11 protein-coding genes and 2 riboswitches are annotated in these 14145 nt (G+C 39.2%); of the genes, 8 read left to right on the top strand and 3 right to left on the bottom strand.

Features of this window, described 5'->3' with window-relative positions; all coding sequences use genetic code 11:
• Positions 1–7 precede the first annotated feature (7 nt).
• Positions 8–150, top strand: a riboswitch (cobalamin riboswitch).
• Positions 151–216: 66 nt separating this feature from the next.
• Both DWA31_RS07730 and DWA31_RS07725 read left to right on the top strand, forming a co-directional pair.
• A complete protein-coding gene (locus tag DWA31_RS07730) occupies positions 217–1203 on the top strand; it encodes a TonB-dependent receptor (protein WP_114326027.1) in 987 nt (328 codons plus the stop codon).
• Positions 1173–2066, top strand: coding sequence for a TonB-dependent receptor domain-containing protein (locus tag DWA31_RS07725; RefSeq protein ID WP_114326026.1), 894 nt, complete (start codon positions 1173–1175; stop codon positions 2064–2066). Before DWA31_RS07730 ends, DWA31_RS07725 begins: the two co-directional genes overlap by 31 nt.
• Positions 2067–2142: 76 nt before the next feature.
• Here DWA31_RS07725 and cobD read toward each other — a convergent pair whose 3' ends face one another.
• From cobD to DWA31_RS07710, 3 genes are read right to left on the bottom strand one after another with little or no spacing between them, the layout of a single operon-like run.
• Positions 2143–3171 (bottom strand): threonine-phosphate decarboxylase CobD, encoded by a 1029-nt coding sequence (cobD, locus tag DWA31_RS07720; RefSeq protein ID WP_114326025.1) that lies wholly within the window; start codon positions 3169–3171, stop codon positions 2143–2145.
• Between the two features lie 49 nt (positions 3172–3220).
• Positions 3221–4246 (bottom strand): cobalamin biosynthesis protein CobD/CbiB, encoded by a 1026-nt coding sequence (locus DWA31_RS07715; RefSeq protein WP_245942543.1) that lies wholly within the window; start codon positions 4244–4246, stop codon positions 3221–3223.
• An 8-nt stretch (positions 4247–4254) separates the two neighbouring features.
• Positions 4255–4860: a histidine phosphatase family protein gene (locus tag DWA31_RS07710; protein ID WP_114326023.1), complete on the bottom strand. Its 606-nt coding sequence runs from the start codon at positions 4858–4860 to the stop codon at positions 4255–4257.
• A gap of 173 nt (positions 4861–5033) precedes the next feature.
• Positions 5034–5282: riboswitch (cobalamin riboswitch) on the top strand.
• A gap of 193 nt (positions 5283–5475) precedes the next feature.
• On the opposite strand from DWA31_RS07710, the gene DWA31_RS07705 reads away from it, so the two are divergent.
• The 6 genes from DWA31_RS07705 (at position 5476) to cobO (ending at position 13754) form a co-directional block, all read left to right on the top strand.
• Entirely contained in the window at positions 5476–6087 is a 612-nt protein-coding gene (locus DWA31_RS07705) for a hypothetical protein (RefSeq protein ID WP_114326022.1), read from the top strand.
• 46 nt (positions 6088–6133) lie between these two features.
• A complete protein-coding gene (locus tag DWA31_RS07700; RefSeq protein ID WP_245942541.1) occupies positions 6134–7534 on the top strand; it encodes a cobyrinic acid a,c-diamide synthase CobB in 1401 nt (466 codons plus the stop codon).
• A gap of 144 nt (positions 7535–7678) precedes the next feature.
• Complete coding sequence (locus tag DWA31_RS07695) at positions 7679–12205, top strand: cobaltochelatase subunit CobN (protein ID WP_168427309.1); 4527 nt, start codon at positions 7679–7681, stop codon at positions 12203–12205.
• Position 12206: 1 nt separating this feature from the next.
• A complete protein-coding gene (locus DWA31_RS07690; RefSeq protein ID WP_114326020.1) occupies positions 12207–12713 on the top strand; it encodes a MotA/TolQ/ExbB proton channel family protein in 507 nt (168 codons plus the stop codon).
• 10 nt (positions 12714–12723) lie between these two features.
• A complete protein-coding gene (locus DWA31_RS07685; protein ID WP_114326019.1) occupies positions 12724–13071 on the top strand; it encodes a DUF2149 domain-containing protein in 348 nt (115 codons plus the stop codon).
• Between the two features lie 41 nt (positions 13072–13112).
• Positions 13113–13754 (top strand): cob(I)yrinic acid a,c-diamide adenosyltransferase, encoded by a 642-nt coding sequence (gene cobO, locus DWA31_RS07680; protein WP_210725567.1) that lies wholly within the window; start codon positions 13113–13115, stop codon positions 13752–13754.
• Positions 13755–14145: the final 391 nt, after the last annotated feature.

The following is a 14145-nucleotide window of genomic DNA, read 5'->3' as shown; positions in this document are numbered from 1 at the left end:
TTAGATAAACCAACGAGTGGAAAATCTTCCACTTTTATTATGGTAGGCAACGAGGGAAATCTATGGAAATTAGATACTGCCCCCGCAACGGTAATAGTTCGTCGATGTATTAACGAGTTTAAGTCCGACATCTTGTGCTTACTTAATTATCATTTAGCTAAATATAAACAACTAAGTGATCAACATGATGCGGAGGGCATCATAGAGCGAGGTAACATGAAAACTAAACTATTTAATAAAACATTAACTCAAATTGCTGTAGCTTCAGCATTGCTTTCTGCTGCATCAAGTGCGGTGGCTAATTCAAATGAAAGTGCAGAAGACGCTAATTTGGAACAAATTGTTGTAACAGCTAACCGTTCTCAACAAGATTTATTTTTATCGCTTTCAGCGACACAAGTTATTGGTCAAGCTGAAATAGAAGCGATTCAGCCACAAAACATTACAGAACTACTCAATACCGTAGCAGGTGTGACCGTTGCTAACCTAGGTGGCGCAGGTCAATCTGCTTCGGTATTTATGCGCGGCACTAACGGTAATCATACGCTTATCTTGGTTGATGGTGTGCGTGTTGGCTCTGCAACACTAGGAACAACCAGCTTTTCTTCAATGTCTGTTGGTTTAATTGATCGCATTGAAGTGGTTAAAGGCCCTCGTGGTGCACTTTGGGGGTCGGACGCTATTGGTGGTGTGATTCAAATTTTCACTAAAAAGCTTCAATCGGGAGAAGGCTTTGTAACTGTGGGTCTCGGTAGCAACGGTTACTGGAAAACAGAAGCTGCTATTGGTTTAGGTAATGAATCGAACTCATTAACTATCGCAGGCGCTTTAGAAGAAACTGACGGTTTTAACACTACTGATTATCCAGGCCAAGAAGATAAAGACGGTTATGATCGTCAGTCTTTTAGTCTTAATGGTCAAAGTAAATTAACTGAGCAATACTCACTCAATTTAATTTCTCGTTATGAAAAGGGGGGGGCACAGTATGATAATAAATACGGTGGCTCTGATGAAAATGAGCATGAAAACTACTCGGTAAAATTAGAGGCAGTATATAATTCAGGTAACATTTTAGTTGAAACGTTTGTTGCTAAATCACAAGATGAAGGAGGGACTTTTAAAGGTGACTCCGATCCTAAAGTTGTGAATGAAATTACCACGAAACGTGATCAATTTGGTTTCCTAGGTCAGTATGTGAGTTAAGTGAAAATACTAGCTTTGTTGGTGGTTTTGATTGGTACGAAGAGCGTGTTTCAAATACAAGTTCAGTGTATGTAAAAGATAAGCGCACAGCCCGTGCTGTTTTCATTCAATCTCGTCATCAAATGAATTCATTTCTGTTTGAAGGTGCATTGCGCCAAGATAACATTCAAGGGTTAGATAATGAGGTAACCTATAACCTTTCTGCTGGCTATCAACCAAATGCCGACTGGTTATTAAGCATAAGCCAAGGTACTGGCTTTAAAGCGCCAACGTTTAACGATTTATACTGGCCAGGCGGTGGTAATAAAGATCTTATGCCTGAGGAAGTTAAAAGCACTGAAATACTTATACGTAACCACTTTAATAACGGTATTCTAGAAGTTAGTATTTATGATTCTGAAATTGATAATTTAATTAACTGGGCACCCGATGCTTCAGGAGTTTGGCACCCAGAGAATATTGATAATGCAACAGCGCAAGGTGTTGATTTCACTTTCGCATTGCAAACGGGCGACTTTTCTCATTTAGTAGCCGCTGGCTATGTTGAGACCGAAGACAAATCAACGGGTAAGGAGTTGCTACGTCGTCCGAAAGTGACAGCAATTTATACTTTAGGTTATCAAGTTGATGCACTAACAGCGAATCTTGTTTTAGATTACCGTGGTGAAAGTAAAGATAACAAATATAGCGCTGTAACGTTAAATTCAGTATTGTTAACTGATATTTCATTAAGCTACCAGCTATCAGATAAGTTGTCTGTGTCAGGTAAAGTCAATAATCTTTTTGATCGAGATTATACTGTTGCTGAACATTACCTAACTGATGGTATTAATTATCAGCTAGCAGCGACCTATACATTTTAGTTTAATTACTATTAAACCTGAATCCAGTTTAATAGATAGGTAAAAGGTAACTCAATTGAGTTACCTTTTTTATTGGTTAATTATTTATTGAAGCTAAGGCATTCGCTAATCGTTCAAGTTGCTCCACCTTTGCTAAGCCAAACCTTAAAGCTCGCTTATCATCGGTTAGACGCACATAAACACCTTGCTGACATAGTGCAACATAGTAATGCTCAACATCAATGCCTTCTTTAAAATAAACGGTTTGAAATAAATCAGTACCTGATATTGTAGTGGTGAATTCAAAAGGCACATTTTCAGCTAATACTGCCCGTAACCTTGCACTTAATGTCTTTAGGTTTTGTTGTTGTTGCTTTTGCCAGCGCTTATCTACTAATGCTTTTCCCGCAATATACTGAGCAGGGCCGTTTACTTGCCAAGCGCCAAGGTGCTCGCGAAATTTTTCTAACCAAGTTTCTTCACCAATTAAAAAGCCAATACGAATGCCCGCTAAACCAAAAAACTTACCAAATGAACGCAATATCAATGTGTTGTTAGAGTTATTAATGGTATTTGTCATTGATTGTGAAGGCTTTATTACATCGATAAACGCTTCATCAATAACTAATAAGCTATTACACTTTGCCAATTTTTCTTGATAGTTTATAAGTATTGAACGATTGTATAACTGCCCGGTTGGGTTATTAGGATTAATGATCACCAACACTGAGTTTTTTTTTATTTCTGTAAAGGCAGGTAATTCATCTTGATACCAACAGAGTGTAAAGCCTGCCGTTTGCCACGCTAATGCATGTTCTTTATAACCTTGTTCAGGTAAATAAACGGTAGTTGAATGCGAATTTTGTTCACTCCAAAGTGTGGGTAAAAGCTTTATTATTGCTTGACTACCGTTAGTTACTAGCAGGCTATTTGCATCATAATAGTGCTTTGCCGCTGTTTCTAAATCGTGACTTGATTGTGGTAATTCTTGGTATGATTTTTCGGGGATATCTGGAATGGGGTAGCTAAATGGTGCTATGCCGGTAGATAAATCTAACCAGTTTTCGGGGGCAATATTAAACTGTTTAGCCACTTGCTGTAGTTGTCCACCATGAATAAGAGCCAAATTTGTTCGCCTAAAGTTGAGTGTTAAATGTTGAAAGAAACAGCGTTAATTATACAAGAATATAGCGGGCTAGTTGATAGATAAAGACTAATAAAAATAATGAAATAGTCGCTCGACTAACAAGGGCTAAACTGCGAGGGATATCCTCGTTAGTTATTGAACTACTTAGACTTAACTTTAAACCTAATGTTGGTGAGGTAACTGTTTTACCGTGATAAATCGCATTGCCCCCCAGTGTTATTTTCATCACAGTAGCTCCTGCAGCCATAACCCAGCCACCATTATGGCTTTTATACTGATTACCTTGCTGATAAGCATTCACCAAAGATTTCTGAAAACCACCTTGTATCGCATAAAGTAGCGTACAACATTTACCTGAAACAAAGCCGAGTAGGTCATCTAGTTTGGCACTAGCATAGCCAAAGTGATTGAAACGAGGGTTTTTGTAGCCCCACATTGCGTCAAGTGTATTAGCAAATCGATGTAATATTACTAATGGCGCACCGCCGATAATATAATAAACAAGCGAGGCAATAACCGAGTCATGTCCATTTTCTAGCATAGACTCGATCGTCGCCCTTGACATCTCCTGCTCTGAGAGTAAATTTGTTTCTCGACTAACAATATAACCAGTAAAATGGCGTGCGCGATCAAGATCGCCTGATTTTAGCGGTTTGTAAATTTGCATTGCATGGTGGTGCAAGCTATTAAGACCAATCGCCAAATAAAGCACAGTAGCATCGAGCAAAACTTGCCAGTACCAAACTAGACTATCGAAAATAAAAAAATACATTATTGGTAAAGGCAGTACAAGTAAACACCAAGAAAATGTGCCGAGTAATTTTGTTTTTAACGTCGACTTAAGGTTGCTCGCACCCAAACTACTTTGGGGGTTGTTGGGGTTTAGTTTTGACTCTACCTTGTCTGCTAAATACCCAAAGCCAATTAGGTAGTGATACTTTTTGGCTTCGCCCAATACTTTATCAAGCAACACAGCCAATAAAATAGTTAAAGAAGTAGCAAGCTCAGGCACTAATAACATTGTTTGGCCGTATATATTTTCTATCAACGTCATTATTGATTCTATTCCGCTTGTGATAGTTCGCTTTCACGGGGCATTTTAAAACGTTCATCCTCATGATTATACGTTAAGTGAAAGGTACAACCATTGGCGAATAATTCATAGGCATTATTTGTTGACTGATGACCAAGTTTCGCTAAAAAACAACGCAATGCTTCACCATGAAAAATAATTAATAAATTTTTATTAATATGATTATTTGCCAGCACTTTAATAGTTTTATAAATACGTGTTCCACAGTTTATCGCGCTTTCACCATTTTTGGGTTTTAATACGGAGAACTGGTGGAAAATTTCGTTATAGTTTTCATTAACTTTAATGTCATCAACATATTGCCCTTGCCAATGCCCTAAATCTCGTTCAGTTAGTTCGTCTAAACTAACTATTGGTATATTTAATGTTTTTTGGCAAATAAGTGCGCTATTAACTGCGCGCCCAAGAGACGATGAAATTATTAAATCTATTTGTTGGTTAGCAAGGTGTTGGGCAAGTTTTTCAGATTGTTGCTTGCCCATTTCTGTAAGTTCACTATCTAATCTGCCTTGAAAACGTTGAACTTTATTCCATTGAGTCTGACCATGACGAGCTAAATATAAGTTTGTTTTCATTTGATTTAAATACCAATCATGCAGTTGTCATAATCATTTATGCGGACGAAGAGAATAACCAAATCACTACCTAGGTTCAATGCAAATATTATTTATGGGAAATATTTTGTTTTTTCGCCCTCAGGTGTGGCTATAAACCGTGTTAATTGTTGAATAACTACGATTCATGGCGTATTATCTGCGCTGATTTAGGTGTCTTCAAGTGTATTTATGTTTTATAAATTTAAGACAAAATACAATTAGTGAAGATGAAACGTGAAACTGGTGAAATACCAGTACTGCCCCCGCAACGGTAACTGTGAGCAGCAACAAAACCACTGTATTGAATCACTATTTAGCACATTACAATAGTGAACATATGGGAAGGTGTTGCAAATGCAATGATCAGGAGTCCGGAGACCGGCCTAATCAAACCTATTTATAGGTTTTACTCGACAACTGCGGTGGGCGGTGATTCAGAGAACAGTATACGGCCTGAGTTATAGCTGCGCGATTACTTAATGTATGAATAGCTCATTTTCATCGCGTTAATAGCTAATTACGCGACTAACACCGTTTACTAACTTTGATTTCCTACACCGTTAAATTCTATGTATTTTAGACTACGGGATCGTAATGAAATCAATCAACCAAAAATTACCTATTAGCTTGCTCATTGCGGTATTTGCAATATTAACCTTGCTCATGCTCGCCACACGCACACATCACTTTGCCAGTTTGAATCACTTACCCAGTGCATCAATTGCTATTTTTTTCTTAGCAGGAATGTACTTACGTAACATTAAAATGTTTTGGTTTTTCTATATTTTATCGGTCACTATAGATCTCGCTTCATCATATTATCGCGGTCAGTTTGGCGATTGTATAACGACATCTTATCCTGCATTGGTATTCAGTTATGCGGCTATGTTTACTGCCGGCTTTTATATTAAACCAAATTGGCAGCAAAACGCTTGGCAAGTAAATATTGTTAAGGTGGCATTAGCCTTGTTTATTGCTAGTTCAATTGCATTCTTCATTTCAAATGGCAGTTATTACACGTTATCAGGTAAGTTCCCTGATTTGTCGTGGTCGGAATATGCAACTCGTATTGATAAATATTATTTTAAATCTATTTCGAATCCTATTTTCTATGTAGTTTCCGCTATTGTCATTGATTTTACCCTGAGTCATTTTTTCAAGGAAAATTTGGTAAATGCTAATATCTACATGAATAAGCAACTTTAGCTGCATCTAGAAATAACAAACACAATTATTTAGAAGAGATTACTTAATGGCATTATCGAATAATAAAAAATTACCGTTTCAAGATAAAGCAGAACACCAAGTAGGTAGTGGTGCTATGTGCTCAGCATTAATTATTGCTGCTCCGCACTCCGGCTCGGGTAAAACGACTGTAACAGCTGCACTTGCACGTTATCACCGTAATCAAGGTCGTAAAGTGACCGTTTTTAAAGTGGGGCCAGACTTTATTGACCCTATGATTTTACGCAAAGCCAGTGGTGAATTAGTTTATCAATTAGATTTGTGGCTAGTGGGTGAGCAAGGTTGTCGAGAATTACTTTATCGCGCGGCGATGGAATCGGATCTTATTTTGATTGAAGGTGTTATGGGCTTATTCGATGGGACGCCGAGTAGTGCAGATTTAGCGCAATATTTTAATATACCGGTATTAGGTGTTATTGATGCTAAGGCCATGGCACAAACGTTTGCGGCGGTGGTATTTGGTTTGGTCAAGTTTCGTGAAGACCTACCTTTTTATGGCGTGATTGGTAATCGAGTCAATTCAGATCGTCATGCAGAAATGTTGAGTAGTCACTTGTCAGATGACATTCGCTTTCATGGGCGTATTCCAAGAGACGAGACCATTACCTTACCAGAGCGCCACTTGGGTTTAGTACAAGCACAAGAACTTGCTGATATTGATGCCCAACTTGATCAAGCTTCGAGCCATATAGCGAATACTGGCCTTACAGATTTACCAGAAAAAGTAGAATTCTTTACACTAGAAAACGAACAAAGGGTTGTTCATCAAGCATTAAAGGGTACTCGCGTCATTATTGTTCGAGACAATGCTTTTAGTTTTATTTATGCAGCTAATATCGCCTTTTTAGAACAAGCAGGAGCAGAACTTATTTATTGCTCTGCACTTACAGATGCGAATTTACCTGAAGGTGATGTTCTGTATATTCCTGGTGGCTATCCGGAATTATATGCTGAGAAGTTAATGAACAATGTGACTTTTCTAAATGATGTGAGACATTTTTCTTCAAGTAACAAACCTATCATTGCTGAATGTGGGGGCATGTTGTACTTACTTGATCAACTTACCGATTTGTCGGGTCAACAGTTTTCCATGCTTGGACTGATGCCGGGTAAAGCTATTATGCAGAAAAAGCTCGCTTCAATAGGCTCACAGTGGGTCGACTTACCTTCATTTGATCAAAGTGAAGGGGTAAATATTGAGGGCAATATAATGCGAGGGCATAGTTTTCATTATTCCTCAGCAGAAATTGATCTTGAACCGAGTTGCCAAACTACGCATCACCCAAGTGAACGCGCAGGCGAGTTTGTCTATCTACATAACAATATTCTTGCCTCATATATGCACTGGTACCTGCCAAGTAATCCTAGTTTAGCATTACGTATTTTTAATAAAACACGCTGCTTTTAGCGTATCGACTAACGATATAGATCATTATTATATTAACACTTTTATATGAGAGTTATGATGTTCAGCTTCATTTTTTACAAACAAGTAATACAATATTTTTTTAAAAACACTGTGAGGAATGGAATAGACAAAAATTACTTTCCGATGGCTTTATGTTTTGTTGCAACTATCAGTAGCCTAACGCTTAGTGCCGCAGAACTTAAAATACTGGCATTGGTTTCAGATCGTTCTGCAGCAAGTATTGTTGCAGGCGCGCATCAATTTTTAGCAATGCAAAACTTAAGTAACGGCCCATCATCAGAAAGTAGCATTACCATTCGTAGTGTCAGCCAATTGAATCAGTTAACCAATCAACAAATACAGCAACTGATTAATCAACATCAAGCGTTAGTTATTGCCGGTGTTTTTGGTGAGTCAGTTGAACGTTTACTCTCGTTACAGTATCAACCCCAGCAAACCCGCTTAATGCTCAATACCGATCGACGTTTAATGGCGTTGCATCAAGATGCGCAAGGCGGGAGTATTACCAAATTATCTAAAAAACAATTACAACACTTGATGGCTTCATTAGATAAAAATGACTACTTAAGCGCTTTAACAGCCAAACAAAAAGAATGGCCACATTTCGCTCACTGGTTGCAAGCGCGTGCTTACTGGCAAAACAGAGGCAAAGAAAACCTTGGGCAACTGTTTGGTTGGTTAACACAGATTTCCACGCCATCCTCAGCGGCTAACCGGAAAAAATTGCTAGCACAGGCAGCGAATGTTTTACCTCTTCAACCGATACGTTTTTATTGGCAAGAGCAACTTATTAACGTTGACGAACTCAAGAAAAACATCAAAGACAATCAAGCTAAGCCAGTGATCTTTTTGATTGATCATGATACCGGCGATCAACCGGGGCAATGGCAATTGCATCAGCAATTATGCGAAAGCCAATGGTTGTGTGTTTCAGTACTTGCGGGCTGGGGAAAACCTAGCGAACAAGCGATAGAACAACTGCTCACTTTAGAGACAACACAGCCATTTGCGCTAATAGCATTACAAGACTTTGTTATTGGTGGCGGGGAAGGACGAGAAGCGGTCACTGAAAAACTTAAGGTATTGAACATTCCTGTATTTAAAGGTATCAGGGTTACTGAACTTAGCGTATTAGAATATGAACTTTCTCCGACAGGATTACCCAGTGACAGTGTTCACTACCGCGTGGCAATGCCTGAACTACAAGGTGTTTCTCAGCCCCACGTTTTAGCGCTGGCTTCAAGCGCTAAATTAGATCCACTAACAGGTGCTAGTTTATCTATTAGCCAAGTGTTAACAACAGAGATTGAGCGTTTACAAGCTCGGGTGAATGCATGGTTAGCACTAAAAACTAGCGATAACTCGACCAAGAAAGTGGCGATTGTTTATTACAATCATCCTCCAGGACGACATAACATCGGCGCAGATAACTTAGATGTACAACAGTCATTGTGGCACATATTACAGCGACTAAAAGTGGAGGGTTATGATCTTGGCCCAGAAGCTGACTTCCCAAAATCTGCCGATGAATTGCTCGACTTATTACAGCTAAAAGCGGTTAACTTACCGCAAGATGCTGGTGCTTTAAATAAAATGTCGGGTCTGATTAATACTATGTCGGTAAGCCAGTATCAAGGCTACTTTGAAACCTTACCCGATATTGTGAAAGCTGAAATGGTTGAAGGCCCATTAGGGTATTTACATGCGAGAGTTAAGCTATATCTTCTTGAAAATGGTCAAGAAGAACTTGCCAGCCTTTCTGCACTTGAACGTAAATCGGTATTAGAAGCTTTACTTGAAAATGTTGAGAGCACCTCGGTTGATTTACACCATGCGCTAGACGGTATTCGCCATAAAGGTCGAGTGCGTGCATTAGACCTTCTTGAGCAACTGACCCATAAATATAGAGGTTTAATCAGCTTAAATATTGAAAGTAGCCCTATTACAGCAGAGCAATGGCAAGAAGCTGAAGCGCTCAAAAAGGCGTTAATTACCATGCAAATTGAAGGTATTCGTGGCTGGGGCAAAGTTCCTGGAAAAACCATGGTATGGAATAATGAAATTTTGCTACCGGGTGTTCAATTTGGCAATATCTTTTTAGGGCCGCGACCACCAAGAGGTTGGGAGCTAAATGAAGAACTATTACATGCCAATATGACCTTCCCACCACCACATCAACATTTAGCTTTCTATTATCATTTACGCGATGTTTTTAAAGCCAATGCCATTGTGCATTTAGGTCGACATTCAACTTATGAGTTTTTACCTAAACGTGCGGTTGGCTTGTCTGCCAGCGATTATCCGTCACTTGTTATCGAAAGTATTCCGAGTATTTATCCTTATATTGTTGATGGTGTTGGTGAAGGCATTCAAGCGAAACGTCGCGGTATTGGCGTTATGTTAGACCACTTAACGCCACCGCTAGCAACAACTGAGTTATATGACGGCTTATTGCAACTACGTCAGTTAATTGAAAGTGCAGAAGCAGCGTCGAATCAAGATACTAAGAAAAAAGCGATTAAAGCTTTGCGTCATAAAATAGAAGTACTTAATTTAACCGACGAACTTGTTGCCAGTATGGATGAAGAGCTACAGGTCCGTGGTATTGGCTTTGGTGAAGTTGATGACGACTTTTTACTCCATGAAGTAGGGCATTACTTAACAAAGCTACAAGAAGACTTCATGCCATTAGGGTTACATGTTTATGGTAAAGGTTGGCAACAAGATGCTATCGAAATAATGATGGAGTCCATTGAAAAAGGCGAATTAGACTTTGATAAAATTCAGCGCAAGCAAATAAAAGCAAATCTGATTAAGTCTCCAAAAAGTGAAATGTCAGCACTACTCAATGCCTTAAATGGTGGCTTTGTTGCGCCAGGTAAAGGCAATGATCCCATAAGAACTCCTGATGCTTTACCAACGGGCCGTAATTTTTATGCACTTGATGGTAGCCTGATACCTTCACAGTTAGGCTTTTCAACGGGCCAACAATTGGCAAATAAAGCTAGAGAGAAAAATCCAGTTGTTGATAAAACTCACAAAGAAGCCGTTATTTTATGGGCATCTGATGCGGTTCGTGACGAAGGCGCTATGATTGCTTTTGGTATGGATATGCTCGGCGTTAAGCCAGTGTGGAATCGTCGTGGCATCTTAAAGTCTCTAGAACTTATGCCGCTCGACAATAAGCGTAATGAACGCCGTGATATTGTTTTTACCACATCAGGCTTATTCAGAGATTTATATGCTCAACAGCTCGCTTGGCTCGACCGTTCTGTATTACTGGCACTCGCGGCAAGTAAAAAAATAATCGAACGCGACCACCCCGCATTAATCAGTGCATTACAAGCAGCATTACAACCTGTTGCCCACATGCTTGACCAGCAAAAGCATGAGTTTAATGAGAGCTTAGCGAGTAACTTTGTTGCCAGTAATTGGCTACTCGAAGCACAAAATTTATTACGCATAAATGGCAATATAAGCCCAGAATTACTAGGTCGTCAGGCAAGTTACCGTATTTTTGGTACAGCACCGGGCGCTTATGGCGCGGGTATTAACCGCTTAGCTGAACGTTCTGGTGCATGGCAAGAACGCAAACAATTAGGTGAAGCTTATATTAAACGCATGAGTCACGCTTACGGTGCACCCTCTGCTGGTGTGGAAATGGGCAGCAATGTTCAGACGTTATTTCGCCAACAACTGGCACATGTGAATAATACGTATCTAGGGCGAGCGAGTAACCTATATGGCTTAATCGATAACAACGATGCTTATGACTATTTGGGCGGCTTAAATCTAGCAATAGAAACCATTGCAGGTGAGCAACCAAACAGTTTTGTTATTTCTCACGCTAATAATAAACAACTCTCTATTGATCCGCTGCAAACGGCCTTGTTGTCAGAATTACGCGGGCGTTTTCTTAATAGACAGTGGATACAACCATTAATGAGACAAGGTTACGCAGGCGCAAGAACTATGGGCAGTGAGTTCATTGAAAACCTTTGGGGCTGGCAAGCGACTAGCCCTGAAATTATTCGTTCTTGGGTATGGGAAGATTTAAAGGCTATTTATATAGATGACAGCTTAGAGATAGGCTTAGATGAGTTTTTACAAGAAAAGCATAATATTCATGTGCAAAGTAATATCCTAGCTGTGATGCTAGTTGCCATCGAAAAGGGCTTTTGGCAAGCAACACAAGAAACGCAAACACAGCTTGCTGAAAAGTTTGCCAAAAACATTATTGAAAATGGCATTCCAGGCAGCGGACATACCCATGCTAATCATCCTATTTATGATTTTATTAAACCCATGTTGTCAGCACAGTTAAATAGCCAATTAGCAGAGGTTTTAGCCGCGGCGAATCATACGCCTGTTGGTGATATCGGCTCTGGTGTGCAGCATCTTCAAGAAATTAGCACAGCAATCGAACGGGAAAATGCTGAACCTTCAGCGTCTTCACAAATAAAGGAAGATAATCAAGCGGTAGAGAATAATGCTGAAGATGCAAAGTCATCGGAAAATTATGATGAAAGCAAGGATGAACAGTTATTGGAAAATGATTATTTATTGTTTGGCTTGGTTATTGTGATCTTTCTATTGGTGCTCAGTGGCTATCTTCGTGCTCGTCGTCAAATACATAAGTTGGAGTCTTAATATGTTATATGGTTTTTCTTTAGAGTTAATGCATTTAATTACCTCTTGGTTATTACAACCAGTAGTGTGGGGATTATTGTTTTTTACCGCCTTGGCTATTTATGAATTAGGCATCGCTATCGGCGAGCGCTTCTTTGTTATTCCAGCTTTAGTCGCGGCAAATAAAAGGCGCCAATTGATTGAACAAGGGAAAAAACGCATCGAGCGCGCAGACTTTATTACGCGCATAGCGCCAATGCTAGGTTTAATGGGAACATTAATCCCATTAGGCCCTGGCTTATCGGCATTAGGTACCGGTGATATTAGTATTTTAACGACCGCAATGACCGTCGCCTTTGATACCACGATTATTGGCTTACTTGCCGGTGTTATTGGTTTTATTTTAGGGCGAATGCGCAGACGTTGGTATGATAACGCCATGCAACGTTTAGATGATGAAGTACATAATGCCTTATCAACAATCGATTCAAAAACATCTCTTGAAACTGTTGTAGCAAAAAGCGCATAAGGTGAATAAAATGAGTAACGAATGGCGCAGTAGTCAATTTGATAGTCAAGAGCAAGAACCTTTAGGTCCATTAGCGAACCTGATTGATATCATGCTTGTTTTTGCCTGTGGCTTGATTGCCGCGCTTGTGGCACTAAGTCCAGAATTAGAACAACACTTCGGGGTGAATCAGCTAGAGTCTTCAACAAGTAAAGAGTCTTCGGCAAAAATACAACCCGTCGATTCTGTCGGTAAAGAATTAACTTCAACACCTGAAGCGTTAAAAAACAAACTGAAAAGCCAAGAAGGTTATCAGTCGATGGGACAAGTTTATCGAGATCCTGAAACGGGTAAGTTAATCCTGATCAGTAATAAATAACCCAATGATTAACAAAATGATTAAAGAGAATGAGCAATAATATGAGTGATGTAAATAAAGAAGCCGAAATAGAAGTTGAAAAAGCAGCAGCTAAAGAACAAAAACATATCGACCGCCAAAAGAAAATTAAAGCAAAAGTTGATGAAAAAATTGCCCAAGCGACAGAAGAACGTGGTGTTCTTGTTGTAATAACTGGCAACGGTAAGGGCAAAAGTACTTCTGGCTTTGGTACGGTATTACGCGCTATTGGTCATGGACAAAAAGCAGGTGTTGTTCAGTTTATTAAAGGTAGTAAATGGGAGTGCGGCGAAATGAATATTTTAAAGCAGTTCGCTGTTCAGCATCATGTAATGGGCACGGGCTTTACTTGGGAAACGCAAAGCACCGAAACTGATTTAACAGCGGCGAAAGTTGCATGGCAAAAAAGTAAGGAAATGTTGAGCGACGAATCCCTTGATATTGTTTTACTCGATGAAATGACCTACATGGTTAAGTATGGCTATATTGAACTAGACGATATTATTGAGGCGTTGAATAATCGACCTAAAATGCAACATGTGTTAATTACAGGGCGTGCCTGTCATCGTCGATTAATTGAATTGGCTGATACGGTATCAGAAGTTCAGCCTATTAAACATGCTTTCAAAGCTGGCGTTAAGGCACAAAAAGGGCTTGATTGGTAATGTTAGATAAATAATTTAATTCTCAATACTCTTAAAAAGAACTAACCATGAGTATTGTGTTAGACAAAACACTAAATAACTATAATGCTTAAAACAAAAGGCTGATAACTCAAAGTAGTTATCAGTCTTTTTTATGGGATATATATAGATTCATTTTCGCTTGCTGGAATTGGTTAACTTATTGACAAAATTAGTTAGTATTAAAAATACACCAACAATTTTTTTTATATTTACCAAAACGTTTGCAAACTTTATTTGAGTTAACGGCGTTTTTCAAGGCAGTTGTCGCCTAAATTGTTAAGCAGCTTCTTTGTGCTGCTCTGGATTTAACTCCACAGCGCCTATTGGCTGCCAGTTTCTCTCTTTTTTTGACCATCGCTCAGGATGTTCA

The sequence above is a fragment of the Candidatus Colwellia aromaticivorans genome (assembly GCF_003333305.1).
Lineage (GTDB): Bacteria > Pseudomonadota > Gammaproteobacteria > Enterobacterales > Alteromonadaceae > Colwellia > Colwellia aromaticivorans.
Note: the sequence above shows the minus strand (reverse complement) of the source record. Positions and strands in the feature narration are given on the sequence as shown.

Coding starts and splice junctions, on each gene's coding strand:
- DWA31_RS07730 (WP_114326027.1), top strand. CDS start 217: ATGAAAACTAAACTATTTAATAAAACATTAACTCAAATTGCTGTAGCT.
- DWA31_RS07710 (WP_114326023.1), bottom strand. CDS start 4,860: ATGAAAACAAACTTATATTTAGCTCGTCATGGTCAGACTCAATGGAAT.
- DWA31_RS07715 (WP_245942543.1), bottom strand. CDS start 4,246: ATGACGTTGATAGAAAATATATACGGCCAAACAATGTTATTAGTGCCT.
- DWA31_RS07705 (WP_114326022.1), top strand. CDS start 5,476: ATGAAATCAATCAACCAAAAATTACCTATTAGCTTGCTCATTGCGGTA.
- DWA31_RS07700 (WP_245942541.1), top strand. CDS start 6,134: ATGGCATTATCGAATAATAAAAAATTACCGTTTCAAGATAAAGCAGAA.
- DWA31_RS07695 (WP_168427309.1), top strand. CDS start 7,679: ATGGCTTTATGTTTTGTTGCAACTATCAGTAGCCTAACGCTTAGTGCC.
- DWA31_RS07685 (WP_114326019.1), top strand. CDS start 12,724: ATGAGTAACGAATGGCGCAGTAGTCAATTTGATAGTCAAGAGCAAGAA.
- DWA31_RS07690 (WP_114326020.1), top strand. CDS start 12,207: ATGTTATATGGTTTTTCTTTAGAGTTAATGCATTTAATTACCTCTTGG.
- cobO (WP_210725567.1), top strand. CDS start 13,113: ATGAGTGATGTAAATAAAGAAGCCGAAATAGAAGTTGAAAAAGCAGCA.